31 protein-coding genes are annotated in these 24,874 nt (G+C 65.5%); 3 read left to right on the top strand and 28 right to left on the bottom strand.

The genetic code is table 11. From position 1 onward, the window contains the following. Positions 1-11: 11 nt before the first annotated feature. The 3 genes from AC3WMU_RS26475 to petA all read right to left on the bottom strand — a co-directional run bounded on the left by AC3WMU_RS26475 (position 12) and on the right by petA (position 3,001). Entirely contained in the window at positions 12-872 is an 861-nt protein-coding gene (locus AC3WMU_RS26475; RefSeq protein WP_006224518.1) for a cytochrome c1, read from the bottom strand. A 24-nt stretch (positions 873-896) separates the two neighbouring features. Beyond that, positions 897-2,285: a cytochrome b gene (locus AC3WMU_RS26470; RefSeq protein ID WP_006224519.1), complete on the bottom strand. Its 1,389-nt coding sequence runs from the start codon at positions 2,283-2,285 to the stop codon at positions 897-899. Positions 2,286-2,359: 74 nt separating this feature from the next. Next, positions 2,360-3,001, bottom strand: coding sequence for a ubiquinol-cytochrome c reductase iron-sulfur subunit (gene petA / locus AC3WMU_RS26465; protein WP_006224520.1), 642 nt, complete (start codon positions 2,999-3,001; stop codon positions 2,360-2,362). Between the two features lie 140 nt (positions 3,002-3,141). Here petA and mscL point away from each other — a divergent pair, with 140 nt between their 5' ends. Further along, a complete protein-coding gene (mscL, locus tag AC3WMU_RS26460) occupies positions 3,142-3,591 on the top strand; it encodes a large conductance mechanosensitive channel protein MscL (RefSeq protein WP_006224521.1) in 450 nt (149 codons plus the stop codon). A gap of 69 nt (positions 3,592-3,660) precedes the next feature. Here the strand turns inward: mscL and AC3WMU_RS26455 are convergent, their stop codons facing one another. After that, entirely contained in the window at positions 3,661-4,422 is a 762-nt protein-coding gene (locus AC3WMU_RS26455) for an aldolase (RefSeq protein ID WP_088589763.1), read from the bottom strand. 145 nt (positions 4,423-4,567) lie between these two features. On the opposite strand from AC3WMU_RS26455, the gene AC3WMU_RS26450 reads away from it, so the two are divergent. Continuing rightward, positions 4,568-5,596 carry an AraC family transcriptional regulator gene (locus AC3WMU_RS26450; protein ID WP_315134442.1) on the top strand — a complete coding sequence of 343 codons (1,029 nt, stop codon included), beginning with the start codon at positions 4,568-4,570 and terminating at the stop codon, positions 5,594-5,596. 33 nt (positions 5,597-5,629) lie between these two features. On the opposite strand, the gene AC3WMU_RS26445 is transcribed toward AC3WMU_RS26450, so the two are convergent. The 3 genes from AC3WMU_RS26445 to AC3WMU_RS26435 form a co-directional block, all read right to left on the bottom strand. Continuing rightward, on the bottom strand, positions 5,630-6,961 hold the full coding sequence (locus AC3WMU_RS26445) for an MFS transporter (RefSeq protein WP_492283180.1): 1,332 nt from the start codon (positions 6,959-6,961) through the stop codon (positions 5,630-5,632). 47 nt (positions 6,962-7,008) lie between these two features. Beyond that, positions 7,009-7,635 (bottom strand): glutathione S-transferase family protein, encoded by a 627-nt coding sequence (locus tag AC3WMU_RS26440; protein ID WP_492283179.1) that lies wholly within the window; start codon positions 7,633-7,635, stop codon positions 7,009-7,011. A 274-nt stretch (positions 7,636-7,909) separates the two neighbouring features. Then, a complete protein-coding gene (locus AC3WMU_RS26435) occupies positions 7,910-8,686 on the bottom strand; it encodes a Nif3-like dinuclear metal center hexameric protein (RefSeq protein WP_492283178.1) in 777 nt (258 codons plus the stop codon). Between the two features lie 20 nt (positions 8,687-8,706). Between AC3WMU_RS26435 and AC3WMU_RS26430 the strand changes: the two genes are divergently transcribed. Then, positions 8,707-9,876: a trypsin-like peptidase domain-containing protein gene (locus AC3WMU_RS26430; protein WP_006224527.1), complete on the top strand. Its 1,170-nt coding sequence runs from the start codon at positions 8,707-8,709 to the stop codon at positions 9,874-9,876. A 20-nt stretch (positions 9,877-9,896) separates the two neighbouring features. On the opposite strand, the gene AC3WMU_RS26425 is transcribed toward AC3WMU_RS26430, so the two are convergent. The 21 genes from AC3WMU_RS26425 to mlaD form a co-directional block, all read right to left on the bottom strand. Continuing rightward, entirely contained in the window at positions 9,897-10,313 is a 417-nt protein-coding gene (locus AC3WMU_RS26425) for a helix-turn-helix domain-containing protein (protein ID WP_280027250.1), read from the bottom strand. An 83-nt stretch (positions 10,314-10,396) separates the two neighbouring features. Further along, complete coding sequence (gene tatC / locus AC3WMU_RS26420) at positions 10,397-11,191, bottom strand: twin-arginine translocase subunit TatC (RefSeq protein WP_006224529.1); 795 nt, start codon at positions 11,189-11,191, stop codon at positions 10,397-10,399. Continuing rightward, positions 11,188-11,832: a Sec-independent protein translocase protein TatB gene (gene tatB / locus AC3WMU_RS26415; protein ID WP_424625676.1), complete on the bottom strand. Its 645-nt coding sequence runs from the start codon at positions 11,830-11,832 to the stop codon at positions 11,188-11,190. Before tatB ends, tatC begins: the two co-directional genes overlap by 4 nt. 72 nt (positions 11,833-11,904) lie before the next feature. Continuing rightward, positions 11,905-12,132, bottom strand: coding sequence for a Sec-independent protein translocase subunit TatA (gene tatA / locus AC3WMU_RS26410; protein ID WP_006216828.1), 228 nt, complete (start codon positions 12,130-12,132; stop codon positions 11,905-11,907). 14 nt (positions 12,133-12,146) lie between these two features. Further along, positions 12,147-12,515, bottom strand: a complete 369-nt coding sequence (locus AC3WMU_RS26405; RefSeq protein ID WP_006224531.1) for a histidine triad nucleotide-binding protein — start codon at positions 12,513-12,515, stop codon at positions 12,147-12,149. Positions 12,516-12,532: 17 nt separating this feature from the next. Beyond that, a complete protein-coding gene (locus tag AC3WMU_RS26400; protein ID WP_427958389.1) occupies positions 12,533-12,883 on the bottom strand; it encodes a phosphoribosyl-ATP diphosphatase in 351 nt (116 codons plus the stop codon). Further along, positions 12,880-13,284, bottom strand: coding sequence for a phosphoribosyl-AMP cyclohydrolase (gene hisI, locus AC3WMU_RS26395; RefSeq protein ID WP_006224533.1), 405 nt, complete (start codon positions 13,282-13,284; stop codon positions 12,880-12,882). Before hisI ends, AC3WMU_RS26400 begins: the two co-directional genes overlap by 4 nt. Before the next feature lies 1 nt (position 13,285). Then, positions 13,286-14,107, bottom strand: a complete 822-nt coding sequence (hisF, locus tag AC3WMU_RS26390) for an imidazole glycerol phosphate synthase subunit HisF (protein ID WP_006224534.1) — start codon at positions 14,105-14,107, stop codon at positions 13,286-13,288. Next, a complete protein-coding gene (hisA, locus tag AC3WMU_RS26385) occupies positions 14,104-14,844 on the bottom strand; it encodes a 1-(5-phosphoribosyl)-5-[(5-phosphoribosylamino)methylideneamino]imidazole-4-carboxamide isomerase (RefSeq protein WP_006224535.1) in 741 nt (246 codons plus the stop codon). Before hisA ends, hisF begins: the two co-directional genes overlap by 4 nt. A 56-nt stretch (positions 14,845-14,900) precedes the next feature. Then, positions 14,901-15,599: an imidazole glycerol phosphate synthase subunit HisH gene (hisH, locus tag AC3WMU_RS26380; protein ID WP_280027253.1), complete on the bottom strand. Its 699-nt coding sequence runs from the start codon at positions 15,597-15,599 to the stop codon at positions 14,901-14,903. A gap of 33 nt (positions 15,600-15,632) precedes the next feature. Continuing rightward, the gene (gene hisB, locus AC3WMU_RS26375; protein ID WP_006216836.1) at positions 15,633-16,220 is read right to left on the bottom strand and encodes an imidazoleglycerol-phosphate dehydratase HisB; all 588 of its coding nucleotides are present in this window, start codon (positions 16,218-16,220) and stop codon (positions 15,633-15,635) included. A gap of 1 nt (position 16,221) precedes the next feature. Further along, positions 16,222-17,328: a histidinol-phosphate transaminase gene (hisC, locus tag AC3WMU_RS26370; RefSeq protein WP_492283177.1), complete on the bottom strand. Its 1,107-nt coding sequence runs from the start codon at positions 17,326-17,328 to the stop codon at positions 16,222-16,224. Further along, positions 17,325-18,629, bottom strand: coding sequence for a histidinol dehydrogenase (gene hisD, locus AC3WMU_RS26365; protein WP_492283176.1), 1,305 nt, complete (start codon positions 18,627-18,629; stop codon positions 17,325-17,327). Before hisD ends, hisC begins: the two co-directional genes overlap by 4 nt. Before the next feature lie 53 nt (positions 18,630-18,682). Beyond that, the gene (hisG, locus tag AC3WMU_RS26360; protein WP_006224539.1) at positions 18,683-19,357 is read right to left on the bottom strand and encodes an ATP phosphoribosyltransferase; all 675 of its coding nucleotides are present in this window, start codon (positions 19,355-19,357) and stop codon (positions 18,683-18,685) included. 151 nt (positions 19,358-19,508) lie between these two features. Beyond that, positions 19,509-20,777 (bottom strand): UDP-N-acetylglucosamine 1-carboxyvinyltransferase, encoded by a 1,269-nt coding sequence (murA, locus tag AC3WMU_RS26355; protein WP_006224540.1) that lies wholly within the window; start codon positions 20,775-20,777, stop codon positions 19,509-19,511. Next, positions 20,777-21,022, bottom strand: coding sequence for a BolA family protein (locus AC3WMU_RS26350; RefSeq protein WP_006224541.1), 246 nt, complete (start codon positions 21,020-21,022; stop codon positions 20,777-20,779). Before AC3WMU_RS26350 ends, murA begins: the two co-directional genes overlap by 1 nt. A gap of 5 nt (positions 21,023-21,027) precedes the next feature. Further along, positions 21,028-21,840, bottom strand: coding sequence for an ABC transporter permease (locus AC3WMU_RS26345; RefSeq protein ID WP_492283175.1), 813 nt, complete (start codon positions 21,838-21,840; stop codon positions 21,028-21,030). Further along, a complete protein-coding gene (locus AC3WMU_RS26340) occupies positions 21,837-22,649 on the bottom strand; it encodes an ABC transporter ATP-binding protein (RefSeq protein ID WP_006224543.1) in 813 nt (270 codons plus the stop codon). The genes AC3WMU_RS26345 and AC3WMU_RS26340 overlap by 4 nt, the downstream gene beginning before the upstream one ends. A gap of 173 nt (positions 22,650-22,822) precedes the next feature. Next, entirely contained in the window at positions 22,823-23,452 is a 630-nt protein-coding gene (locus tag AC3WMU_RS26335) for an MlaC/ttg2D family ABC transporter substrate-binding protein (protein WP_006224544.1), read from the bottom strand. Between the two features lie 38 nt (positions 23,453-23,490). Then, positions 23,491-24,291: an MlaA family lipoprotein gene (locus tag AC3WMU_RS26330; protein ID WP_280027257.1), complete on the bottom strand. Its 801-nt coding sequence runs from the start codon at positions 24,289-24,291 to the stop codon at positions 23,491-23,493. An 80-nt stretch (positions 24,292-24,371) separates the two neighbouring features. After that, the gene (gene mlaD, locus AC3WMU_RS26325; protein ID WP_006224546.1) at positions 24,372-24,872 is read right to left on the bottom strand and encodes an outer membrane lipid asymmetry maintenance protein MlaD; all 501 of its coding nucleotides are present in this window, start codon (positions 24,870-24,872) and stop codon (positions 24,372-24,374) included. Positions 24,873-24,874: the final 2 nt, after the last annotated feature.

The following is a 24,874-nucleotide window of genomic DNA, read 5'->3' as shown; positions in this document are numbered from 1 at the left end:
GGGCGTTGCGGTTAGCGCACGTGCTTCCAGTACGAAGCGTTCAAGCGCCACGTAACCAGGAAGAACAACAGCAGGAACAACATGACACCGACGCCGATACGGACGCGTAACGTCTGGACGGGCTCGGCCATCCAGGACATGAACGCGGTCAGGTCTGCGACGTCGTTGTCGTATGTTGCGACTTGGGCCGGGTTGGCGGCCTTAAATTTGGCATCAAAGGTGGCATGGCCGCGGTAATCAGCTACCGGTTCGGCCTTGACCGTGGAAAAACCTTGAGCATCGTACACCGTCGTGACGCGTTCCCAGGTTTTGGGTGCGCCTTCCTTGGCATCCTTGACTTCCACTTCATGCATGGCCACGGTCGTCAGCTCGCGCGGACCCTGGAGTTCCCAGAGCGCGTGGGGCATGCCCACGGCCGGGAAAACCAGGTTGTTCCAGCCGGTGGCGCGCGACGAATCGCGGTAGAAGGTGCGCAGGTAGGTATAGATGTAGTCCGCGCCGGACGGGCCGGCGTTGACCGATTTGGCGCGGGCGATCACGGACAAGTCCGGGGGCGTCGTGCCAAACCACTTCTTGGCGTCCTTGGGCGTCATGGCGACAGTCATCATGTCGCCCACCTTTTCGCCGGTGAACAGCAGGCTTTCCTTGATTTGCTGGTCGGTCAGCCCGATGTCCTTCAACTTGTTGTAGCGCATCGACGATGCGCTATGACAGTTCAGGCAGTAGTTGACGAACAGCTTGGCGCCGTTTTGCAGCGACGCCATGTCGTTGACGCGGTACGGCGCCTTGTCCAGCGGGAACCCGCCTTCGGCGGCGAATGCGGCGGTACACGTGAGCATCAAGGCCACGGCACCAATCAGCTTCTTGATCATGGTTAATCCGTTATCTGGTGGGGCTCAGTGGGCGTGGAACGTAACGCGCTCAGGCACTTGCTTGAAGGTGCCAAGGCGGCTCCAGACCGGCATCAGGAAGAAGAATGCCAGGTACAGCAGCGTGCCGATTTGCGACGTGATGTTCAACGGCGGACTGGGCGGCTGCGTACCGATGTAGCCGAGCACCAGGAAGTTGACCATGAAGATGCCGTAGATCCACTTGTGCCACGTGGGGCGGTAGCGGATCGACTTGACCGGGGAATGGTCCAGCCACGGCAGGAAGAACAGGATGACGACCGTGCCGCCCATGGCGACCACGCCCCAGAACTTGGCGTCGATCACGCGCAGCAGCACGGCCACGACGATCAGGATGCCGGGGATGGCCACGCGCAGGATGCCCTTCAGGTTGCTCTTGACGAGCAACGCGATGGCGCCCAGCACCGATGCGCCTGCCAGCACCCACGTGAATTCGTCGGTGGTGGCGCGCAGCATCGAGTAGAACGGCGTGAAGTACCAGACCGGAGCGATGTGCGGAGGCGTCTTCAGCGAGTCAGCAGGGATGAAGTTGTTGAACTCGAGGAAGTACCCGCCCATTTCCGGCGCGAAGAACACGATGAACGCGAACACGAGCAGGAAGCCCGCCACGCCCATCAGGTCATGCACGGAATAGAACGGGTGGAACGGGATGCCATCCTTGGGCCGGCCGTACTTGTCTTTCGGGCCCTGCTTGATCTCGATGCCGTCCGGGTTGTTCGAGCCGACTTCGTGCAGCGCCACCAGGTGAGCTGCCACCAGGCCGACCAGCACCAGCGGAATCGCGATGACGTGGAAGGCGAAGAAGCGGTTCAACGTGGCGTCCGACACGACGTAGTCGCCGCGGATCCAGATCGACAGTTCAGGGCCGATGAACGGAATGGCCGCGAACAGGTTCACGATCACCTGGGCGCCCCAATACGACATCTGGCCCCAGGGAAGCAGGTAGCCGAAGAAAGCTTCGGCCATCAGACAGAGGAAAATCGCCACGCCGAAGATCCACACGAGTTCGCGCGGCTTGCGGTAGGAACCGTAAAGCAGCCCGCGCAGCATGTGCAGGTACACGACGACGAAGAACATCGACGCGCCGGTGGAGTGCATATAGCGCACCAGCCAGCCCCAAGGGACCTCGCGCATGATGTATTCGACGGACTGGAACGCGCGTTCGGCGTCCGGCTTGTAATGCATGACCAGGAAAATGCCGGTCACGATCTGCAGCACCAGGACCAATAAGGCCAGAGAGCCAAAGAAATACCAGAAGTTGAAATTCTTCGGTGCGTAGTACTCGGACAGATGGGCTTTCCAGGTGGAGGTCACCGGAAAGCGCCGGTCCAGCCAGCCCAACAGGCCTGTCGTCTCGACGGTTTTCTCGCCAGCCATGTAACGGCTCCTTCTCTAATACGTGGCGTATTTGTTTTACTTACGTAATTCGGGAAAAAAGCGCGACGCGAGCGTCAGGCCTTGTTGTCTTCATCAACGCCCACAATGATGCGGGTGTCGCTGAGATATTGGTAAGGCGGTACTTCGAGATTATCGGGAGCAGGCTTGTTCTTGTAGACCCGGCCAGCCAGGTCGAACGTGGAGCCGTGGCACGGACAGAGGAATCCGCCTTGCCAATTGGCGCCCATGCCGCCACCGCCGCCTGTTTCGAAGTGCGAGGTGGGCGAGCAGCCCAGATGGGTACAGATGCCGACACAGACGAAGATCTCGGGCTTGCGCGAGCGAGCTTCGTTTTCGGCGTATTTGGGAGTGAAGCCAGGCCGCTTGGAATCGGGATCGGCCAGTAGAGGGTCCAGCGCTTTCAGGGCGGCGAGCTGTTCGGGAGAACGGTGAATGATCCACACCGGCTTCCCACGCCATTCCACTGTCTTCATGGTGCCGACGGGTATATCGCCGATATCCACTTCTACAGGGGCCCCGGCCGCACGGGCCTTTTCAGAGGGAGAAAATGTGCTCACAAGCGGCAAAGCCGTTGCGACACCTGCTACGCCACCCACAGCACAGGCGGTGGTAACCCAGAAACGTCGCGAAGGATCAGGTGGCAGGTTGGGATCAACCGCACCGTCATCATCGTGCACCAGCGTATCCTGACTCATCTTCCTATCCTTGTTGATGCGCCCGCTCTACGAGTAGCATCATTTCTGCGGCATCGGGTTCGCGGGAATATGTAACAACATAGCAACCGCGTATTATAGCGCCAGCCCACTGACGGGCGTATCACGAAGGGAGTGCTTTTATGAGCAAAGCAACTGGTTTCGTCAAAGAATTCCGAGATTTCGCCGTAAAAGGCAATGCGGTCGACTTGGCGGTAGGTGTCATTATCGGTGCAGCGTTCGGCAGGATCGTCGATTCGCTCGTCAAAGACATCGTCATGCCTTTGGTCAACTTCATCCTTGGCGGCTCGGTCGATTTTTCGAACAAGTTCCTGGTGCTGTCCATGCCGGCCGGCTACAACGGCCCGATGACGTATGCCGACCTCACCAAAGCGGGCGCAAACGTGTTCGCGTGGGGTAATTTCGTCACCATCATCATCAACTTCGTGTTGCTGGCGTTCGTGATCTTCTGGATGGTCAAGGCCATCTACAAGGCCCGCACCAAGGCCGAGGAAGCGCCGGCCGCACCGGCCGCAACGCCGGAAGACGTGGCGCTGCTGCGCGAAATCCGCGACCTGCTCAAAAAGCCCTGATCTGTCTTTGCCGCAGGCCCGGGACCCGCCCACGCGCGGATCCCGGCTGCGGTTTGTTGCCCGCGTGCGCTATCGCGCGGCCATTTGCCGTTCGACGCGGCGCGCGAACATGGCGAAGCTCGCCCGCACGATGCTGGGCTTGAGCAGGAAGTCATGCGATTCGGCGGCCAGTGCATCATTCACCGGTTTTACTTCGCCGTAGGCGGCGGCTGCCTGCAACTGATTGCGGGCCGCGCGTTCGATCAGCACCGACAGGTACAGCGCCTCTTCCACGCAGGATCCCGCGGCCAGAAATCCATGGTTGGCCAGCAGGATGCAGCGCTTGTCGCCCAGCGCCGCTGAAATGATCTCGCCTTCCTGGTCGGCGATGGGCAGGCCCGGCCATTCCTTCAGGTGCGCGCAGTCGTTGTGAAACGGAGTCGCGTCCATGTGCGCGACGACCAGCGGCTGGCCCGTCATCGACAAGGTCGACACATGCGGCGGGTGCGTGTGGATGATGCATTGCACGTCGGGGCGCTGGCGATAGACCCAGAAATGGAAGCGCACGGCGGGGTTGGGCGTGCCCGGGCCCTCAAGCACTTCCATGTCCTCGTTGATGCGGATGACCGAAGCCGGATCGATTTCGTCGAACGCCTGGGCCAAGGGCGTGGTCAGGAACGTGCCGTCTTCCTTGCGCACGGTGATCTGGCCTGCCAGGGTTTCCGAATGGCCTTCGCTGGCGAGAATGCGGCAGCTCAGCGCCACCTTTTCCTTCTCGCCCCAGTTTCCGAAGTCGAGCTTGTTCGCGGAGCGCGCAAAGAAGGCGTCGGCATGAGCTTGTTTTTCCAGCATGGGGTCTCCTTGGGGATAATGGCTCAATTACACGCCCGCCAGCGCGGCCTGCAATTGACCGATCACGAACGCGGGTTGACTCAATGCGACAGGACGGCAGGCGTTTTTCGGCCGTTGTCGGCCGGCCCGACGGAGAATTCCGAGCATGCCCAGCGCCAGCCAGACCGTGAACGCTCCCGCCCGGCCCGCCTGTTCCGAGGCGGATCTCAACTTTGCACCCCAGTTCCGCCCCTTTTACGCGCAAGAGATCGCCGGCTATGAGCGCGAGCTGGACAAGCTCGTCCTGCCGGGCGAGTTCCGGGCGTTGACGGAGCAGCCCAGGCTGCAGTTGCAGGCCTGTCGACTGCGTGCGGGCGGATTGGTGGTCAGCCTGGAATCCACGCCGATCAGCGTGCACCATCGCGCGGAGCACGCGGCCGACCTGGACCACGCGGAGTTCCTGGCAAGTTTCGTGATCGCGGGGCATGGCGTCATCGTTCAGAACGAAGCGACCCTGCCGCTGGAGCCGGGGGACATCATCTTTCGCACGACCGCACTGCCCTCCGAGATCCGGATGTACACCGATTCGCGCATCGTGGTGGTGAAGGGGCCGCTTTCGCGCCTGCTGGGCGCGCACAGCCTGGCGATGTCGCAGTTCACCGCGCAGCGCGGCGTGGCCGGCTTACCGATGGTGCAGACCGCCCATCGCTGCCTGCATCACGTATTTTTCGACAAGGCGGAATCCAATCCCACCTCGTCGCTCTTTGCCGAGCAGGCCCTGCTGGCGCTGCTGGCCTCGATCTACACCAGCCAGGCGTTGGAGAAGATACCGGGTGACGCGCGGGCGCCGGCGGACAACTGGCAGGTGCTGGCGAGCTACATCGATGCCCACATCACCGATCCGGACCTGTCGGTGCAGGCGGTGGCGGATGTGCTGCGCGTGACCACACGCTGGGTGCACCGGCTGTTCAAGATGCGTTCGCTGCAATACACGAGTTATGTGCGCGAGCGCCGCCTGCAACTGGCCAGGGAGGCGCTGGAGGACCCGCGGCGCTCGCACGTCGAGGTCAAGGAGATCGCCGTCTCTTGCGGTTTCCAGCACGCCAGCCATTTCATCCGGCGCTTCCACGAGCGCTTCGGCATGTCTCCCGCCTTGTATCGGAAGACGGCCAGAAGCGGCAGCGGCGGCGCGTAGGTCGCGCCGCCGCTGCGGGACGGCTGGGGCGCGTCAGCCGCGGCGCAAGTCCTGGGCCGTGGGTTTCATGAGGAACGCCGAGGTGCCGGCGACGATGCCCAGGAAGGCCAGATAGACGCCGACGGGAAGGATGCTGTCGAACTTCTGGACGAGCGTGGCCGAGATCAGCGGTGCCAGGCCCCCGCCGATGGCCGCCGAGAACTGGACCCCGATGGACAGCCCGGAATAGCGCAGCTCCGGGGGGAACTGGGCGCTGTAGAGGCTGGACTGGGGCGCGATCATGATCGCGTAGTTCAACGCCATGGCGACGAACACGGCAAGGCTGTATGCCATGAGCGAACCGCTGCCCACCGCCATGAAGATCGGAATGGCCATGAGCCCCAGCAACATGCCGCCCCAGCCGCAGACGCGGCGCGCGCCGATGCGGTCGGCCAGGACGCCGAACAGCGGGATGGTGAACATCAGCACGCCGGCGCCGTAGAGCAAGGCGTGCAGCGCGTCGGCGCGGCTGAAACCCAGCTTGGACACGGCGTAGGATACCGAGAACACCAGGAAGGTATAGATCAAGGTGACCTCGGCGATCTTGCAGCCGATGCACAGCAAGAGCGATTTGCCGTGCGCGCGCAGCAGTTCGCGCAGCGGCACCTTGTTGGCGAGCGGTTGCCTGGCCTGCGCGCGCTCGCGCTTGACCTGCTCGAACTCGGGTGATTCATCGATGCCGTGGCGGATGAACAGGCCCACGACGATGAGCACGGCGCTGGCGAGGAACGGCAGGCGCCAGCCCCAGGACAGGAAGTCTGCTTCCGGCAGCCGCGTCACCAGCGCGAAGGAGCCCACCGACAGCAGGATGCCCAGGGGCGCACCCACCAGCGGCAGGCTGCCGAAGAACGCCTTCCACTTCGGCGGCGCGTGTTCGACGGCCATCAGCATGGCGCCACCCATCTCGCCGCCGAACGACAGGCCCTGGCCGATGCGCAGCACGACCAGCAGCACCGCGGCCGAGATGCCGATCTGTTCATACGTGGGCAGCAGCCCGATGAGCACGGTGCACAGGCCCATCAGCAACAGGCTCAACGTCAACATGGATTTGCGGCCGACGCGGTCGCCGAAGTGGCCGAACAGGATGCCGCCGATGGGCCGCGCCAGCATGCCGCTGGCGAATGCGCCAAAGGCCGCCAGCGTGCCGGTCACCGGATCGAACTGCGGAAAGAAGATCTTGTTGAAAACCAGCGCCGCGGCGGTGCCGTAGGCGAGGAAGTCGAAGGCTTCCACGGCGGTGCCGATGACGGTCGCAACGGCGACCCGGAGCAGGTTCGGTTTCTTGTGTGAGCGGGCAGCGGGCTGCACGGCCGGTATGGCGTCCATGGTTTTTCCTCTTGTCGTATTGGTTTTTTGTCGTGGCGTGCGGGGGCTCAGGGGCCTGGGGGCACGTATCCCGGCAACTGCCGTATGCGTTCGCGCCACGCTGCCACGGCTGGATAGGCGGTGATGTCGATGGCGGCCTCCTCGGCCAGCGCCGCGTAGCCGTAGCAGGCGATGTCGGCCAAGCTCGGTACATCGGTGCCGGCCAGCCACCGGTGTTCCGTCAAGCGCTTGTCCATGCGGCAGAGGACTCGGTCGGTGCGGGCTTGCATGCCGGGGATGTCGAGCAGTGCTTCGTTCACGCCCAGGTGGTGCGCGGCTTCGGCGTTGCTGACCACGTGCGTCAAGCGCAGCGGTTGCAGGCTGTTGGCGATTTCGTTGGCGGATACCGATAGCCAGGCGTGCATGGCGCCGATGCTGGGCAGCGGCGCCAGCCATTCGGGGGCGTAGTGGTGCGCCAAGTGCAGCAGGATGGCGTGGCTGTCCCAGATGGCGGTGCCGCCATCGATCAGCGCGGGGACCTGCTGGAAGGCGCTGATGCGCTCGAATTCCGCCGTCTGGTTCTTGCGGGCCAACACGTCGACAAACGTGCGTTGGTAGGTTTTGCCGATGAGGGCAAGAAAGAGGCGGACCTTGTAGCAGTTGCCGGAGCGCGGGTGGTCGTAGAGGGTCAGCATTCAGTGGCTCCGTGTGAAGGAGGCCCGGCCGGGAAGGAGATCGGCTGCGGGCGGCTGCATGGAATGCTAGGGCTGGGGCTGCGGCCAGAATTGACAGGGAGAGAACCGCGATTGACCAGATGCGACGCACAGGCGCTGCTTTGACCGCACCCTCTGGTTTTCCCGGAGCCGAGTGCGGCGGATTCAGGGGCTTGCGACGCCCATGTCGACGTTGGCGTCATGAAATAAAAACGCCCCCTTTCGGGGGCGGATGACGGGGCGTGCGCGGCGTTTGCTAGGCCGGGTTGTCGATGTCGACGAATTCCACCTTGATGCCGAAGTGCTCGGCGACCGCCTGCCCCAGCGCTTGCGCGCCAAAACGCTCGGTCGCGTGGTGGCCGGCGGCGATGAAGCCCACGCCGGTCTCGCGCGCCAGGTGCACGGTGGACTCCGAGACTTCGCCCGTGATGTAGGCGCTGACGCCCGCGTCCACGGCATCGCCCAGCATGCCTTGCGCGCCGCCGGTACACCATGCCACGCGAGACACGGGCTGGTCCGGATCGCCCACGACCAGCGGCTGCCGGCCCAGACGTTCGGCCACGCGCGCGCCCAGTTGGCCCAGCGTCTGCACGCCGGTGGCCTCGCCCAGCCAGACGAGGTTGTCCTGGCCACAGGTGCGGGCAGAGCCGTCGTCGCGGCGTTCCGGGGTCAGTCCCAGCACGCGAGCCAGTTGTGCGTTGTTGCCCAGCGTCGGGTGCGCATCCAGCGGCAGGTGATAGGCGTACAGGTTCAGGTCGTTCTTCAAGGCCAGCGCCATGCGCGTGCGGCGCGTGCCGATGATGCGGCGGTCTTCGTTGCGCCACATCCAGCCGTGATGCACCAGCACCGCGTCGGCCCCGCGTTCGACCGCCGTGCGCAACAGGGCTTCGCTGGCGGTGACACCGGTGATAATGTGTCCGACTTCAGATCGGCCTTCCACTTGCAAGCCGTTGGGGCAGTAGTCCTTGAAGCGCGCCGCTTGCAGGGTGTCGTCCAGCCAGCTGGCCAGCACGTGGGAGTCCACTTTTTTCATTGCTTGTCCTATCTAGAATCATGCGCCGATATTGGCTGATCTTTGCTCAGGCCGTCACGGTCTGCCTGGGTATTCTATTCGTGGTCACGACCCTGCGGCCTGACCTGCTGCGCCTGGCGGGGCCGGGGGCGTCACCGCCCGCCGCGGTGGCCGCCTCGGCGGCGGCCCGTGCGCCCGCGGGCAGCGGCGTGGGGCCGGTGTCGTACGCCGACGGCGTTGCCCGCGCGGCGCCGTCGGTGGTCAACGTCTACACGACCAAGCACGTCAACGTGCCCTTGATTCCGCTACCCGACGATCCCGTGCTGCGCCAGCTGTTCGGCCAGGTTCCGGGCGTCAGCCGCCGCCAGGCCACGACCAGCCTGGGCTCTGGCGTCATCGTGAACCAGGACGGCCACGTGCTGACGAACTACCACGTCGTGCAGGCGGCCGACGCGATCGAGGTGGCCTTGACCGACGGACGCCGCGACACCGCCAAGGTGGTGGGCGCCGACCCCGACACCGATCTGGCGGTGCTGAAGCTGAGCACGTTGCGCGCCCTGCCCGCCGCCACGCTGGCGCCCGACCGGGGGCTGCGCGTGGGCGACGTGGTGCTGGCGATCGGCAATCCGTTCGGCGTGGGGCAGACCACCACGCAAGGCATCGTGTCGGCGCTGGGCCGCAACGGGCTGGGCCTGAACACGTACGAGAACTTCATCCAGACGGACGCCGCCATCAACCCCGGTAACTCTGGCGGCGCGCTGGTGGACGCCGAGGGCAATCTGGTCGGCATCAACACGGCCATTTATTCCGAATCGGGCGGATCGATGGGCATCGGTTTTGCCACGCCCATCGAGATCGCGCGCAAGGTCATGGACGACATCGTCAAGACGGGCGGGGTCAAGCGGGGCTGGCTAGGCGTGGAGCCGCAGGACGTCACGCCCGAACTGGCGCGGGCCTTCGGGCTGGGCGCGGATGCGAAAGGCGCGATCATCGCGGGCGTGATGCGCGACGGCCCCGCGGCGCGCGGCGGCCTGCGCGTGGGCGACATCGTGCAGTCGGTCAATGGCAAGCGCATGACGGATACGGCCCAGCTTCTGGCGGAAATTGCGCAGCAGCCTCCAGGCCAGCGCGCCACCCTGGGCATTTTGCGCGGGGGCAAACCGCAGGACGTGTCCATCGTGGTGGGCACGCGGCCGGGCCAGCCCCGTTAAACCCCTAGGCCGTTAAGCGGTCAGGGCGCGGGACCGGGACCGGGCCCGGGCCCCTCCACCAGCAGCCGTACTACCGACAGCACGGTTTTCTTCGTGCTGTCGGGCTGTTCCCGCAGCAGGGCGCAGATTTCCGCGCAGTAGCCGTCGATGGCCGGCGTGATAGTTTGCGTGGCGGGGTGCAAGCCGTCCTTGCCGGTGGATAAACCGTGGGGGCCGGGCTCGGCGCCGCTCAACACGCCGTCGGTCAGCCAGGGCACGCTGGTCTCAAGCGCGGTGGCCAGGCGCAGCAGCGTGCCGCGAGACGGCGAATAGCGGTCTTCGCGGGTAAGGATGCGATGGATGCAGGATTGCGGCACGCGGGAGATGCGTGCCAGTTGATTCTGGCTGTGGATGCCGCGCCACCGCATCAGGGCGCGCAGCCTTTGGGCAAGCGACATGCCTGCAATGTAGGATTGCAGGCAAGGAGCGGGCAAGAGTCAATCAGTCCTATCTTGCCCTGCCATCCCCGCCAGCCGCAGGATCAGTGCCGTTCGGTCAGGGAATCCGCGGTTTCTTCGTCGGTGGCGGCACCTGGTTTGGGCGACACCATGCGCGCGCAGATCAGCCCCACTTCGTAAAGCAGGCACAGCGGCACCGCCAGCATGAACTGGCTGACCACATCGGGCGGCGTGACGACCGCGGCGATGATGAAGGCGCCGACCACGACATAGCCGCGCGCCGCCTTCAGCTTGGACAGTTCGACGATGCCCATCTTCACCAGCAGCACGACGGCCACGGGCACTTCGAAGGTGATGCCGAAGGCCATGAACATCGTCATGACGAAGCTCAGGTAGGCCTCGATGTCCGGTGCCGGCGTGATGGATTGCGGCGCGAACGTGGCGATGAAGTGAAAGACCGTGCGGAACACCACGAAATAGCAGAACGCCATGCCCGCGATGAAGAGGAACGTGCTGGAGATGATCAGCGGCAGCGCCAGGCGCTTTTCGTGCCGGTACAGGCCCGGCGCGACGAAGGCCCAGGCCTGGTAGAGCACCACCGGCAGCGCCACGATGAAGGCGGCCATCATCGTGACCTTGACGGGTACCATGAACGGTGTGATGACGCCCGTGGCGATCATGCGCGTGCCTTCGGGCAGCGAGGCCAGCATGGGCGCGGCCAGCACGTCATAGATGGCGGATGCGCCGGGGTAGATGAACAATACGATGAACACGGCCACCACGGCGCCTACGGCGCGCAGCAGGCGGGTGCGCAATTCGACCAGGTGAGAGATGAAGGTCTCTTGCTGGCCTTCTTCTTGGGAGGCGTCCTGGGTCACGTCGGTGTTCCGGAGGGCGTGACGGGCTGGGCGGCCTCGTCAGCCTTGGGCGCGCTGGGCGCCGGGGCGGGTTGTCGGGGGGCAGCGGGTGCGATCACCGGGCCGTGGACCGGACCCGTAGCGGGAGCCGGGACGGTAGCGGGGGCGGACGCGGAAGCCGAGGTAGGGAGAGTGGCCGGCGCGGGGCTGCGTTCGGACACCTCAGGCAGACCCAGATCCAGGCTGTGATTCTGTCCCGGCGGCGCGATGGTGCGGGCGGCTTCGGCGGGGGCGTTGGCCGTGGAGGCGTTCCCGGCCGAGGCATCCCCCACGATCACCGGCGCGACCTTGCCGCTGGCTTCGCGGGCGACTTCGTCGAGTTCCGCACGGAATTGCTGGACGGGTTCCTGCAGCGAGGCGTGCGTGTCGTTCAGCGACTGCTGCACGCCTTGCGCGGCGTCTTCCATCTCGTTTTTGAACTTGCGCAGTTCGTCGAGTTCGATTTCGCGCTGGATATCGGACTTCACGTCATTGACGTAACGCTGCGCGCGCCCAAGCAGGTGGCCGACGGTGCGGGCTACCTTGGGCAGGCGTTCGGGGCCAATGACGATCAAGGCGACGACGCCGATCACCATCAGTTCAGTGAGGCTGACATCAAACATTCGACGGCCGCTCGGGAATTGAAGCAATAAGGGCCGGCCCGTTCAGGGCAGGCCCGGGAGACGAGCCGGGGCTCAGGAGTTGGTCTTTTCCTTGGCCTGCACGTCGATGGTTTCACCGGAAACGCGCTGCTGCGCGATCGGGTCGGCCGGCTTTTCGCCGTTGGCGTCCTTCATGCCTTCCTTGAAACCCTTCACCGCGCCACCCAGGTCCGAGCCGATGTTGCGCAGTTTCTTGGTGCCGAAAATCAGCGCCACGATGACCAGAACGACCAACCAATGCCAAATGCTGAAACTACCCATGATGTTTCTCCGAATTACGCGGTGGGGGCTACGCGCCCTTTCCAGGGCCGCGAGCCGCCGATGATGTGGAAATGCAAATGCGGGACTTCCTGGCCGCCTTCGACGCCAGAGTTGATCATGATGCGAAATCCGCCATCAGGGCCCGGACGGCAACCGTTTTCGGCTGCTAGCCGCGGCGCCAACGACATCATTCTACCCAACCAACCTGCGTCCTCACCCGTAATATCCTGCATGGATGTGACATGACGTCGAGGGATCAGCAGTAAATGCACCGGTGCGGCCGGATTGATATCGTGGAATGCAACAAAGTCCTCGTCCTCGTAGACCTTCTTGGACGGGATGTCGCCAGCGGCGATCTTGCAGAAAAGACAGTTGTCGCTCATTTTCCGGGGCTCCGTGGTCAGTCTTTGGGGCGGCTTGCCTTCTCGGCCAGGCCCGACAGGCCCTCGCGGCGGGCCAATTCGGCCAGCACGTCTTCCGGCCGCAGGTTGAAATGGGTCAGCGCGACCAGGCAGTGGAACCACAGGTCGGCCGTTTCGCTGACGATGCGCTCGGGCACCCCGTCTTTGGCGGCCATGACCAGCTCCGTGGCTTCTTCGCCGATCTTCTTCAGGAAGGAATCGGGGCCTTTGGCCAGCAGCTTGGCGGAATACGATGCCGCGGGGTCGCCGCCGTTTTCGGGGCGGCGGGTTTCCAGCGTGTCGGCGATGCGCGCCAGGATATCGGCGGCGCTTAAGGCTTGATCGGTCATTTGTAGATCATTTCCGGGTCTTTGAGCACCGGGTCCACCGTGACCCAGGACGCCTGGTCCGTCTGGCCTTCCAGGCGGCGGTAGAAACAGCTGGCGCGGCCGGTGTGGCAGGCAATGCCGCCTTCCTGGTGGATTTTCAGCAGGATGACGTCGCCGTCGCAGTCCAGGCGCAGTTCATGCACTTCCTGGACGTGGCCGGATTCCTCGCCCTTGCGCCACAGGCGCTGGCGCGAGCGCGACCAGTACACCGCACGGCCGGTGGCGGCGGTTTCGGCAAGCGCTTCGCGGTTCATCCAGGCCACCATCATGATCTGGCCGTTTTCAAAGTCTTGCGCGATGGCGGGAATCAGGCCGTTTTCGTCGAAAACGACGTCGGCCATCCAGGTGGGTTCATTGCTCATATCAGTCCAACCTTACTGCAATACCTTGTTCGGCCATGAAGCGTTTGCATTCGCCAACGGTGTGCTGGCCGAAATGGAAGATGCTGGCGGCCAGTACGGCGCTGGCGCGGCCGGTGGTGACGCCGTCGGCCAGATGCTGCAGATTGCCGACGCCGCCGGAGGCGATGACGGGCACCGGCACGGCATCCGACACGGCGCGGGTCAGTTCCAGGTCGAAGCCCGACTTGGTGCCGTCGCGGTCCATGCTGGTCAAGAGGATCTCGCCCGCGCCATAGGCGGCCATGCGGCGCGCCCAGGCCACGGCGTCCAGCCCGGTGGCCTTGCGGCCGCCGTGCGTGAAGACTTCCCAGCGCGCGGGCTCGCCGGCCGCCGACACGCGGCGCGCGTCGATGGCCACGACCACGCATTGCGAGCCATGGTAGTCGGAGGCGGCGCGGACCAGTTCCGGATTGGCCACGGCCGCGCTGTTGATGCTGATCTTGTCGGCCCCGGCATTCAGCAGGCGCTGGATGTCGGACACCTGGCGCACGCCGCCGCCCACCGTCAGCGGGATGAAGACCTGCGAGGCCACCTGCTCGATGATGGGCAGGATCAGGTCGCGGCCGTCGCTGGTGGCGGTGATGTCCAGGAAGGTGAGTTCGTCGGCGCCCTGCTCGTTGTAGCGGCGGGCGATCTCGACGGGGTCGCCGGCGTCCAGCAAGTTGACGAAGTTCACGCCCTTGACGACGCGGCCGGCGGTGACGTCAAGGCAAGGGATGATGCGGCGGGTCAGCGCGCTCTGGACGGGCGCGCCGGCCCCGGGGGTGCTGCTGGAGGTGGTCATTTTGCCAATTCGTCGGCGCGAGCCTGGGCTGCCTGGAAATCAAGCGTGCCTTCGTAGATGCTGCGGCCCAGAATGGCGCCTTCGACGCCCTCTTCCTCGACGGCGCACAGGGCTTCGATGTCCTGGATGCCGGCGATGCCGCCCGAAGCGTACACGGGGATGCGCACGTGCTGGGCCAGGCGGACCGTGGCTTCGACGTTGACGCCCGACAGCATGCCGTCACGGCCGATGTCGGTGTAGATGATGGCTTCGCAGCCGTAGTCTTCGAACTTCTTGGCCAGGTCGAGCACGTCGTGGCGGGTCAGCTTGCTCCAGCCGTCGGTGGCGATCTTGCCGTCGCGGGCGTCCAGGCCGACGATGATCTGGCCGGGGAAAGCGCCGCAGGCGTCTTGCAGGAAGCCCGGGTTCTTGACCGCGGCGGTGCCGATGATCACGTAGGAGATGCCGGCGTCAAGGTAGCGCTCGATGGTGTCGAGGTCGCGGATGCCGCCGCCGATCTGGACGGGGATGTCGTCGCCGACGGCGTCCAGGATGGCCTTGATGGGCGCTTCGTTCTTCGGCTTGCCGGCAACGGCGCCGTTCAGGTCGACCAGATGCAGGCGGCGCGCGCCCTGGTCAAGCCAACGGGTGGCCATGGCGGCGGGGTCTTCGGAGAACACCGTTGCATCGTCCAGGTCACCCTGGCGCAGGCGCACGCAGCGCCCGTCTTTAAGATCGATGGCGGGGATCAGCAGCATGGTGGGCAGCAAAAAAGAAAGAGGGGTTGAATGGGCTGGCGCAGCAGGCTCTAGGCCTACGGCTGCCAGTCTACAAAATTGCGATACAGGCGCAAACCGTGCTCGGCGCTCTTTTCGGGGTGGAACTGCACCGCGAAAATGTTAGCTGCCGCCACTGCGCAGGTAAAGGCGACGCCATAATCGGTTTCACCAACAGTCAGGCCGGAATCGTCCGGGTCGGCGTAGTAACTATGGACGAAATAGAAGTGCGTGTCGTCCGGAATGCCGTCCCAGATAGGGTGAGAGCGCGTCTGGCGAACTTTGTTCCATCCCATGTGCGGCACTTTCAGCCGTTCCGGGCGCGTATCGACCGCGCCGGCCGCGCCGGTGTCGGCCAGGCAGGCTTCGTCGTCGGCGGCGATCAGGTCGGCAAAGCGCGGGCCCGAGAAGCGGCGCACGACGCCGGGGAACAGGCCCAGGCAGGACGTGCCGCCCTCTTCAGAGGAGTCGAACAGCATCTGTTCGCCCACGCAGACGCCCAGCAGGGGTTTGTTGCGCGCGGCGCGCACGACCGCTTCGCGCAGGCCGGATTCATTCAGGGTGCGCATGCAGTCCGCCATGGCGCCCTGGCCCGGAAACACCACGCGGTCAGCCGCGTCGATGTCCTGGGGCTGGTTGCAGATGCGGATGTCCGCATCGGGGGCGGCGAACTTCAGGGCGCGTGCGACGGAGTGGAAATTGCCCATTCCATAGTCGACGATGGCGATAGTGGTCACTTCTTTTGCCTGGTGCGGTGGGGTTGGCGAACGTTACAGCACGCCCTTGGTGGAGGGCACGACGTCGCCCATGCGCGGGTCGACTTCCATGGCCATGCGCAGGGCGCGGCCACAGGCCTTGAACACGGTTTCCGCCTGGTGGTGGGCGTTGAAACCGCGCAGGTTGTCGATATGCAGCGTGATCAGCGCGTGGTTGACCAGCCCCTGGAAGAACTCGCGCGTGAGATCTACATCGAAATTGCCGATGTGGGCGCGCGTGAACGGGATGTGGTATTCCAGGCCGGGGCGGCCCGAGAAGTCCACCACGACGCGCGACAGCGCTTCGTCCAGCGGCACGTAGGCGTGGCCGTAGCGGCGCAGGCCGGCCTTGGTGCCGACGGCCTTGGCGATCGCCATGCCCAGCGTGATGCCCACGTCTTCCACCGTATGGTGCGCATCGATGTGCAGGTCGCCCTCGGCCTTGATGTCGAGGTCGATCAGGCCGTGGCGCGCGATCTGGTCCAGCATGTGGTCCAGGAAGGGCACGCCCGTGTCGATCGTCTGCTTGCCGGTGCCGTCGATGTTGATGGCCACGCGGATGCGGGTTTCGTTGGTGTTGCGGGTGATCTCTGCGGTACGCATGTTAAGCACTCAAAATCTCTTGCAGGGCAGCCAGCAAGGCGGCGTTCTCAGCCGGGGCGCCCACCGAGATGCGCAGGCAGTTGGCCAGGAGCGGATGGGCGTTGGAGAAGTTACGAATCAATATTTTGCGCGTTTTCAGCGCAAGATGCACGGCGTTGCCGTCCAGCTTGCCGGAAAAGCGCGCGAGTATGAAGTTGCCGGCGGAAGGGAATACCCTGACGCCGGGCAAGGCGGCCAGGGCGGCGGCCAGCGGTTCGCGGTCGGCGCGCAGGCGCGCGGCCTGCTCGTCCAGCACGTCTTTGTGCCGCAGGACCGTCATCAGCGTGGCCTGGGTCAGTACGTCCAGGTTGTAGGGCGGGCGCACCTTGTTCAGTTCGGCGATCCAGTCCGGATGGCCGGCCATGTAGCCGAAACGCAGTCCCGCCAGGCCGATCTTGGAGACCGTGCGCATGACGACCACGTTGGGCGCGTCCAGCACCTGGGGCATCCAGCTGCGCTCGGCAAAGGGCTGGTAGGCCTCGTCCAGCACCACAAGGCCGGGGGCGGCGGCGATGATCGCCTGCACGTCGTGGTCGGACCAGAGCCCGCCGGTGGGGTTGTTGGGCACGGCCAGGAACACAACCTTGGGCTGGTGTTCGCGGATGGCGGCCAGCATGGCCGGCAAATCCAGGGTCAGATCATCGGTCAGCGGCACGCCGACAAAGCGAGCGTGGTCGAAACGGGCCGCCATGTCGAAATAGACGAACGACGGCCAGGGCGACATCACCGTATCGCCCGGGTTGCAGCAGGCCTGCACGACGATGTGGATGAGTTCGTCCGAACCGTTGCCGAACAGCACGTCGGCGCCATCGGGCACGCCGAAGCTGGCCTTAACCGCCTGCTGCAGCGCGGACAGGTCCGCCGCCGGATAGCGGTTCAGCGCCGTGTCGCGCACGGTGCGGGCGATGTCGTCGCGGACGGCGTCGGGCAGCTCGTAGGGGCATTCCATCGCGTCCAGCTTGATGCAGCCTTCCGCGTGGGCCACCGGATACGCGGCCAGTTCGCGGATATCGGCGCGGACCGTGCCGGCGATGCGGCCGGCGACGCTTGCCGCCGGGGCCGCGCTCATGGCTTGTCGATCCGGTACTGGGCGCTGGCGGCGTGCGCCTGCAGGCCCTCGCCCAGCGCCAGTTCGGCGGCGATGCGGCCCAGCGTCTGGGCGCCCGCGTGCGAGACCTGGATCAGGCTGGAGCGCTTCTGGAAGTCATACACGCCCAGCGGCGACGAAAAGCGCGCCGTGCGGGACGTGGGCAGCACGTGGTTCGGGCCCGCGCAGTAATCGCCCAGCGCTTCCGAGCTGAAGCGGCCCATGAAGATCGCGCCGGCGTGGCGGATCTTGGCGGTCCAGATCTCGGGCTGTTCGGTGGAGATTTCCAAGTGCTCGGGCGCGATGTCGTTGGCGATCTGGCAGGCCTCGTCCAGGCTCTGGACCTGGATCAGCGCGCCGCGGTTGGCCAGGCTGACGCGCAGGATGTCGGCGCGCGGCATCGTGGGCAGGAGGCGCGCGATGGCGGCTTCGACTTCCTCGATGAACGCGGCGTCGGGACAGAGCAGGATGGACTGCGCCAGTTCGTCGTGCTCGGCTTGCGAAAACAGGTCCATGGCGATCCAGTCGGCCGGCGTCTTGCCGTCGCAAATGACCAGGATTTCGCTGGGGCCGGCAATCATGTCGATGCCGACCGTGCCGAACACGCGGCGCTTGGCGGCGGCGACATAGGCGTTGCCCGGGCCAACGATCTTGTCCACGGCCGGCACGGTGCTGGTGCCGTAGGCCAGTGCGCCCACGGCCTGCGCGCCGCCGATGGCGAACACGCGGTCCACGCCGCCGATGGCGGCCGCGGCCAGCACGATCGGGTTGCGCACGCCGTCGGGCGTGGGCGTGACCATGATCAGTTCCGGCACGCCCGCGACCTTGGCCGGGATGGCGTTCATCAGTACCGACGACGGATAGGCGGCCTTGCCGCCCGGCACGTACAGGCCCACGCGATCCAGCGGGGTCACCTGCTGGCCCAGCATCGTGCCTTCGGCGTCGGTGTAGGTCCAGGTCTCGGCGCGCTGGCGTTCGTGGTAGCTGCGCACGCGGTCGGCGGCGGCTTCCAGCGCATTGCGCTGGGCGGCCGGCAGCGTGGCAAGCGCGGCATGCCAGTCGGCCTTGGGGATTTCCAGCGTGGCGGCCGATGCGCCCGGCATGCGGTCGAAACGCTGCGTGTATTCCACCAGCGCGGCGTCGCCGCGGGTGCGCACGTCGGCCAGGATGCCGGCGGCGGCGCGGTCGATGGACTCGTCCTCGGTGGCCTCGAAGGCCAGCAGCTTGGACAGGGCGGATTTGAATCCGGGATCGCGGGAGTCGAGACGATTGATCAGGGCCATGGCGTCATGCAGCAAAGCGGAAAGCGGCCGCCGCGCGTCGCGGCGGGCGGGGGTCAGGCGTTGCGGGAGGCGGCTCTTTCGAAGGCGTCCAGCAGCGGTTGCAGGCGGGCGCCGCGGGTCTTTAACGCGGCCTGGTTGACGATCAGGCGCGACGAGATCGGCATGACGTCTTCCACGGCGACCAGGTCGTTGGCGCGCAACGTGCCGCCGGTGGACACCAGGTCGACGATGCAGTCGGCCAGGCCGACCAGCGGCGCCAGTTCCATCGAACCATACAGCTTGATGATATCGACGTACACACCCTTGGCCGCAAAGTGTTCACGGGCTGAGTGGACGTACTTGGTGGCCACGCGCAGGCGCGCGCCCTGGTGCACGGCGCCTTCGTAGTCGAAGCCGTTGCGCACCGCCACGGCCAGGCGGCACTTGGCGATGTTCAGGTCGATGGGCTGGTACAGGCCGCCGGGCTGTTCCTTGGCGTGCTCGATCAGCACGTCCTTGCCCGCGATGCCCAGGTCGGCCGCGCCGTATTGCACGTAGGTCGGCACGTCGGAGGCGCGCACGATGATCAGGCGCAGGCCAGGGTCGCTGGTCGGCAGGATCAGCTTGCGCGAGCTTTCCGGACTTTCCGTCACTTCGATGCCGGCCTCGGCCAACAACGGCATGGTTTCTTCAAAGATCCGGCCCTTGGACAGCGCCAGGGTCAGGGGTTTCGTCGTGGCATTGTTCATTGCCGAGCCGCCTCAAATTGAACGGGCCCACTCGCGGGGCAGCAAGCCGAAGGCGCAGCGTGGGGGCCGCCTTGCCGCCGGGCCGTCCCAAGGCGGGGCAGCCCCCTCGGGGGGCAGCAAGCCGAAGGCGCAGCGTGGGGGCTATTGTGTTTCATGCCTGTTCCTTGCCGGTAACGCGTTGGATATTCGCGCCCAGGGCGCGTAGTTTGACTTCCATCTGGTCGTAGCCACGATCCAGGTGGTAGATGCGGTCGACCAGCGTGTCGCCGTCGGCCGCCAGGCCGGCGATGACGAGGCTGGCCGAGGCGCGCAGGTCGGTGGCCATGACGGTTGCGCCCGACAGGCGCGTGACGCCGCGCACGACGGCGGTGTGGCCGTCGATGTCGATGTCGGCGCCCATGCGGCGCAGTTCCTGCACGTGCATGTAGCGGTTCTCGAAGATCGTCTCGGCGATGACCGAGGTGCCTTCGGCGACCGCATTCAGGGCCATGACCTGGGCTTGCATGTCGGTGGCGAAGCCGGGGTATTCATGCGTGCGGAAACCCACGGCTTTCGGGCGCGCTGACATCGCGCCGCGGATCCAGTCCGGGCCGGTCTCGATGGTCAGGCCGGCTTCGGCCAGCTTGTCCAGCGTGGCACCCAGGATGCTGGCGTCGGTGTTCTTCAACAGGATGTCGCCGCCTGCCGCGCCCACGGCGCACAGGAAGGTGCCGGCTTCGATGCGGTCGGAAATGACGCGGTGTTCGGCGCCGTGCAGGCTGGCAACGCCGTCGATCACGATGCGGTCCGTGCCGTGCCCCTGGATGCGGGCGCCCATCTTGATGAGCAGTTCGGCCAGGTCCACCACTTCGGGTTCGCGCGCGGCGTTCTCCAGCACGGTGCGGCCTTCGGCCAGCACAGCGGCCATCAGCAGGTTCTCGGTGCCGGTGACGGTGACCATGTCGGTGCGCACGGACGCGCCCTTCAGGCGCTTGGCGCGCGCGACGACAAAGCCGTGTTCGATGCTGATGTCGGCGCCCAGCGCGGCCAGGCCCTTAATGTGCTGATCCACCGGCCGCTGGCCGATGGTGCAGCCGCCGGGCAGGCTGACGCGCGCTTCGCCGAAGCGGGCGAGCAGCGGGCCCAGCACCAGGATGGAGGCGCGCATCGTCTTGACAAGCTCGTACGGCGCTTCCAGGTTGTCGACGCGGTCGGCCTGCAGCGTCACCACGCCGTCCGTGCCGCGTTCGGCGCGCACGCCCATGCGGCCAAGCAGGCGCAGCATGGTGGCCGTGTCGTTCAGGTGCGGCACGTTGGTGAGGGTCAGCGCATCGGCAGTCAAGAGGCCCGCGCACAGGATCGGCAGCGCCGAATTCTTGGCGCCGGAAATCGAGATTTCGCCGTGTAGCCGCGCACCGCCCGTGATGCGGAGTTTATCCATCACTTGCCTGCTTGCTGGTATTCGGCGGGGGTCAGCGTGCGCATCGACAGCGCGTGGATCTCGGCCTTCATGCGGTCGCCGAGCGCGGCGTAGACCAGCTGATGGCGCTGGATCAGGCGCTTGCCTTCGAAGGCGGTGCTGACGATGACGGCGTCGAAATGCGAGCCGTCGCCTTGCACGTCGAGATGTTCACAGGACAGGCCGTCCGCGATGTATTGGCGGACTTGCGCGGGAGTGGGAAGCATGGACGTCAGTTCCTGAGTTTGTAGCCGCTGGCCAGAAGCCGCAGCGCATACAGCGATAGCGCCAGGAACACCGCCGTCACCACCGCCAGGCTGCGCCAGGGCGAGACGTCCGACACCGCGAAGAACCCGTAGCGGAATCCGTCGATGGCGTAGAAGATGGGGTTCCAGTGGGACACGCTCTGCCAGAAGGGCGGCAGCGTGTGGATGGAATAGAACACGCCGGACAGGAACGTCGCGGGCATGATCAGGAAATTCTGGAAGGCGGCCAGCTGGTCGAATTTTTCAGACCACAGGCCCGCCACCACGCCCAGCACGGCCATGATGCCGCAGGACAGCGCGGCAAACACCAGCAGCCACAGCGGGTTGGCGGGGACGAGCGACACGAAGAACAGCGCCACCGCCCACACGCACAGGCCCACGGCCAGGCCGCGCACGACGGCCGCCAGCACGAAGGCGCCGAAGATGTCGCGGTGCGACAGCGGCGGCAGCAGCATGAAGACGAGGTTGCCCGTGATGCGGCTTTGGATCAGCGACGAGGACGGGTTGGCGAACGCGTTCTGCAGCATGCTCATCATCATGAGCCCGGGGATCAGGAACGCGGTGTAGGGCACGGTGCCGTACACCATCAGGCGCCCTTCCAGCACGTGCGCAAACACCAGCAGGTACAGCAGCGCCGTGATGACGGGGGCGGCGATGGTCTGGAAACCGACCTTCCAGAAGCGCAGCAGCTCCTTGCGCAGCAGGGTCGGAAAACCGGAGCCCGCATCCAGGCGGGGCTGCACCAGCGGCTGGCTGGCGGTCGCGGTGGGCGGCGTCATGACGAAATCTCTTCGGGTTGCAGGGCGGGCGTGGCGGGCTCGTCGCCCTGATGCATGATGCGCACGAACGCGTCTTCCAGGTCGACGCCACCGACGCGGGCCATCAGGGCCTGCGTGGTGTCCAGGGCCACGATGCGGCCGCGCTTGAGCATGGCGATGCGGCCGCACAGGGCTTCCGCTTCTTCCAGGTAGTGCGTGGTCAGCATGATCGTGTGGCCGGCCTTGTTCAGGCGCGAGATGAATTCCCACAGGGTGCGGCGCAGGTCCACGTCCACGCCCGCGGTGGGTTCGTCCAGCACGATCACGGGGGGACGGTGCACTAGCGCCTGCGCCACCAGCACGCGGCGCTTCATGCCGCCGGACAGCGCGCGCATGTTGTTGTCGGCCTTGTCGGCCAGGCCCAGGTTGAACAGGATCTCGTCGATCCAGTCGTCGTTGTTGCGCAGGCCGAAGTAGCCGGACTGGATGCGCAGGGTCTCGCGCACCGTGAAGAACGGGTCGTAGACCAGCTCTTGCGGCACCACGCCCAGCGCGCGCCGCGCCGACTTGTAGTCGGCCACGACGTCGTAGCCACAGACGGTGGCGCGCCCGGACGAGGCGTGCGCCAGGCCGGCAAGGATGGAGATCAGGGTGGTCTTGCCCGCGCCGTTGGGGCCGAGCAGGCCGAAGAACTCGCCGTGCTCGATGTTCAGGCTGACATGGTCCAGCGCCTGGAAGCCGGGAGCGGGCGTGCGCCCGAGCAGCTTCTGCCAGCCGCGCTGGCGCGGCGAGTAGACCTTGGAGACGTTTTCTAGACTGACGGCTGACATGACGGCGGGGAGGTGCCCGGAAAGAGCGAATTGATCATTATATAAGCGCGCCGTGGCGGCAAGCGCCTATGGCCCCGGGCGGCGTAGGGATGGAGGCATCATCCGTCCCTTAAATAATTGGCCCGGCGGGCCACTAAGGGCGCGCCGGGCCGACAGCAGCCGGAACCGGGGAATTACTGGTTGCGCTGGTTCAAGGCCTTGATCAGGCCGTCGATGCCGTTCTGGTTGATCTGCTGCGCGAACTGGTTGCGGTAGTTCTCGATCAGCCAGATGCCTTCGACGTTCATGTCGTAGATCTTCCAGCCTTGCGGCGTTTTTTCCAGGCGGTAGTCCACGCCGGTCGGCTGGCCGTTGGCCTGGCTGATCAGCGTGCGCACGACCACGTCGTCGGCCTTGGGGTCGCCGCGGAACGGCAGGGCCTTGACGGTGGTGCTGGGCGTGACGCGGGTCAGTGCGCCGCTATAGGTGCGCACCAGCGTGCCGCGGAACGCATCGGCCAGGGCCGTCTTCTGCTGTTCCGATGCCTGGCGCCAGTAGCGGCCTGCGGCCAGGCGCGTCGTCTTCTGGAAGTTGACGTAGGGCAGGATGTGCTGGTTGACCACTTCGTTGATGCGAGTGGTGTTGCCGGCCTTGACGGCCCCGTCCGCCTTGAGCACGTCCAGCGCTTCATTGGCGGTCGCGAGGACGAACTGGTCGGGCGAGCCGTTGGGGTCGGGTTTGGCCTGCGCGGCGCCGGCGGCGGCAAGGCCCAGCAGGCCCGCGAAAGTCAGGCGCTGCAACAGGGAAACAAAAGCAAATCGCATCAAAACTCCTTACTGTACCGATGAACGCAAGCCACAGCTTACTTGGTTGCGGGTGCCGGCACGGGGGCGGCCTTGCCGGCGGCAGGGGCATCGCCCTCGTCGTCTTCGTAGTTGGGCAGGGCGCCTTCGTCTTCCACGCGGTGGCCCAGCACCATGGCGTTGCGGCGTTGCAGGTAGGCGTCGCGGATAAAGCTGTACGGATCCAGCGCGACGCGGTCGATCGTGTCGGTGGCGTTCAGCAGGCTGGCGCGCGTGTCGACCAGGCGCAGGCCCCACAGCGAGTTGCGCAGGCGCACGTTGTCGATGGAGTCGACGCCCATGTAGCCGTAGGTCGTGCCGTAGAAATCGCCGACCAGGCCTGCGCCGTCGCGCACCGTGGACGAGCCGAAGAACGGCAGCACCAGGTACGGGCCCTGGCCGAAGCCCCATACGCCCAGCGTCGTGCCGAAGTCATTGGGGATCTTGCGCGCGCCGTTGGCCGAGGCCACGTCGAAGCAGCCGCCCACGCCCATCGTGGTGTTGAACAGGAAGCGACCCAGCGTGTTCACGAAGTCGTGGCCGCGGCCCTGCAGGAAGCTGTTGGCGCCGGACCAGAGGTCGCCGACGTTGCTGAAGATGTTGTGCACGCAGCTGCGAACGGGCTGCGGCGTGACGAAGGTATAGGCCTGAGCGACCGGCTTGAATACCGCGCGGTCGACCGTGTCGTTGAACTTGTAGACGCCCCGGTTGAAGCCTTCCCACGGATCGCGCGGATCCGGGTTCTGCGGCGCGGCGCAGCCGGCCATCAGCGCACCCGCCGCTGCGATGGTGGCAATTCGGGAAATTGCGTTCTTGTTCATGATCAGGGCATTCCTATCGACGATTCTTATGATATTGCGATGGCCAAGTGCAGCCTGTTACGGCTTCTTTCGCATCGTCTTCAATTTGGCGCTTTCGCGGCGGGTTCGGGTTCTGAGGCCGCGCCCTGCTTCTCCGCGGAGCCGTACAGGAACTGGCTGATCAGCTGTTCAAGCACAACCGCGCTTTGTGTATAGCGGATTTTTCCGCCGTCGGTAAAGTTCTCTTCTTCGCTGCCCGCCGTCAGGCCCAGGTACTGTTCGCCCAGCAAGCCGGACGTGAGGATGGACGCCGATGTGTCCTTGGGAAACTGGTAGGCCTTCTCCAGATTCACCGATACGACCGCCTGGAAAGTCTTGTCGTCAAAGGTGATGCTGGACACGCGGCCCACCACGACGCCAGCGCTTTTGACCGCGGCGCGCGGCTTGAGGCCGCCTACGTTATCGAAATTGGCCGATAGCGTATAGGTCGGGGCGAAGGAAAAGGTGCTGAGGTTGCCAGCGCGCAACGCCAGGAACACCAGCGCGATCGCGCCCAGCAGTACAAACAGGCCTACCCAGAAGTCGGTTTTTTCGCGTGACATGA

It is taken from the genome of Achromobacter sp. FW305-C-13 (assembly GCF_058783475.1).
Note: the sequence above shows the minus strand (reverse complement) of the source record. Positions and strands in the feature narration are given on the sequence as shown.

Excerpts from the sequence above, each read along its gene's own strand:
- hisI (WP_006224533.1), bottom strand. The coding sequence starts at position 13,284 with ATGAGCAATGAACCCACCTGGATGGCCGACGTCGTTTTCGACGAAAAC.
- AC3WMU_RS26440 (WP_492283179.1), bottom strand. The coding sequence starts at position 7,635 with ATGCTGACCCTCTACGACCACCCGCGCTCCGGCAACTGCTACAAGGTC.
- mscL (WP_006224521.1), top strand. The coding sequence starts at position 3,142 with ATGAGCAAAGCAACTGGTTTCGTCAAAGAATTCCGAGATTTCGCCGTA.
- hisB (WP_006216836.1), bottom strand. The coding sequence starts at position 16,220 with ATGCGTACCGCAGAGATCACCCGCAACACCAACGAAACCCGCATCCGC.
- hisC (WP_492283177.1), bottom strand. The coding sequence starts at position 17,328 with ATGAGCGCGGCCCCGGCGGCAAGCGTCGCCGGCCGCATCGCCGGCACG.
- tatB (WP_424625676.1), bottom strand. The coding sequence starts at position 11,832 with ATGTTTGATGTCAGCCTCACTGAACTGATGGTGATCGGCGTCGTCGCC.
- murA (WP_006224540.1), bottom strand. The coding sequence starts at position 20,777 with ATGGATAAACTCCGCATCACGGGCGGTGCGCGGCTACACGGCGAAATC.
- hisG (WP_006224539.1), bottom strand. The coding sequence starts at position 19,357 with ATGAACAATGCCACGACGAAACCCCTGACCCTGGCGCTGTCCAAGGGC.
- AC3WMU_RS26400 (WP_427958389.1), bottom strand. The coding sequence starts at position 12,883 with ATGACCGATCAAGCCTTAAGCGCCGCCGATATCCTGGCGCGCATCGCC.
- AC3WMU_RS26450 (WP_315134442.1), top strand. The coding sequence starts at position 4,568 with ATGCCCAGCGCCAGCCAGACCGTGAACGCTCCCGCCCGGCCCGCCTGT.
- tatA (WP_006216828.1), bottom strand. The coding sequence starts at position 12,132 with ATGGGTAGTTTCAGCATTTGGCATTGGTTGGTCGTTCTGGTCATCGTG.
- AC3WMU_RS26340 (WP_006224543.1), bottom strand. The coding sequence starts at position 22,649 with ATGTCAGCCGTCAGTCTAGAAAACGTCTCCAAGGTCTACTCGCCGCGC.
- AC3WMU_RS26430 (WP_006224527.1), top strand. The coding sequence starts at position 8,707 with ATGCGCCGATATTGGCTGATCTTTGCTCAGGCCGTCACGGTCTGCCTG.
- mlaD (WP_006224546.1), bottom strand. The coding sequence starts at position 24,872 with ATGTCACGCGAAAAAACCGACTTCTGGGTAGGCCTGTTTGTACTGCTG.
- AC3WMU_RS26445 (WP_492283180.1), bottom strand. The coding sequence starts at position 6,961 with ATGGACGCCATACCGGCCGTGCAGCCCGCTGCCCGCTCACACAAGAAA.
- hisD (WP_492283176.1), bottom strand. The coding sequence starts at position 18,629 with ATGGCCCTGATCAATCGTCTCGACTCCCGCGATCCCGGATTCAAATCC.
- AC3WMU_RS26345 (WP_492283175.1), bottom strand. The coding sequence starts at position 21,840 with ATGACGCCGCCCACCGCGACCGCCAGCCAGCCGCTGGTGCAGCCCCGC.
- AC3WMU_RS26335 (WP_006224544.1), bottom strand. The coding sequence starts at position 23,452 with ATGCGATTTGCTTTTGTTTCCCTGTTGCAGCGCCTGACTTTCGCGGGC.
- AC3WMU_RS26425 (WP_280027250.1), bottom strand. The coding sequence starts at position 10,313 with ATGTCGCTTGCCCAAAGGCTGCGCGCCCTGATGCGGTGGCGCGGCATC.
- AC3WMU_RS26455 (WP_088589763.1), bottom strand. The coding sequence starts at position 4,422 with ATGCTGGAAAAACAAGCTCATGCCGACGCCTTCTTTGCGCGCTCCGCG.
- AC3WMU_RS26475 (WP_006224518.1), bottom strand. The coding sequence starts at position 872 with ATGATCAAGAAGCTGATTGGTGCCGTGGCCTTGATGCTCACGTGTACC.
- hisA (WP_006224535.1), bottom strand. The coding sequence starts at position 14,844 with ATGCTGCTGATCCCCGCCATCGATCTTAAAGACGGGCGCTGCGTGCGC.
- AC3WMU_RS26435 (WP_492283178.1), bottom strand. The coding sequence starts at position 8,686 with ATGAAAAAAGTGGACTCCCACGTGCTGGCCAGCTGGCTGGACGACACC.
- AC3WMU_RS26470 (WP_006224519.1), bottom strand. The coding sequence starts at position 2,285 with ATGGCTGGCGAGAAAACCGTCGAGACGACAGGCCTGTTGGGCTGGCTG.
- petA (WP_006224520.1), bottom strand. The coding sequence starts at position 3,001 with ATGAGTCAGGATACGCTGGTGCACGATGATGACGGTGCGGTTGATCCC.
- hisF (WP_006224534.1), bottom strand. The coding sequence starts at position 14,107 with ATGACCACCTCCAGCAGCACCCCCGGGGCCGGCGCGCCCGTCCAGAGC.
- AC3WMU_RS26350 (WP_006224541.1), bottom strand. The coding sequence starts at position 21,022 with ATGCTTCCCACTCCCGCGCAAGTCCGCCAATACATCGCGGACGGCCTG.
- AC3WMU_RS26330 (WP_280027257.1), bottom strand. The coding sequence starts at position 24,291 with ATGAACAAGAACGCAATTTCCCGAATTGCCACCATCGCAGCGGCGGGT.
- AC3WMU_RS26405 (WP_006224531.1), bottom strand. The coding sequence starts at position 12,515 with ATGAGCGACAACTGTCTTTTCTGCAAGATCGCCGCTGGCGACATCCCG.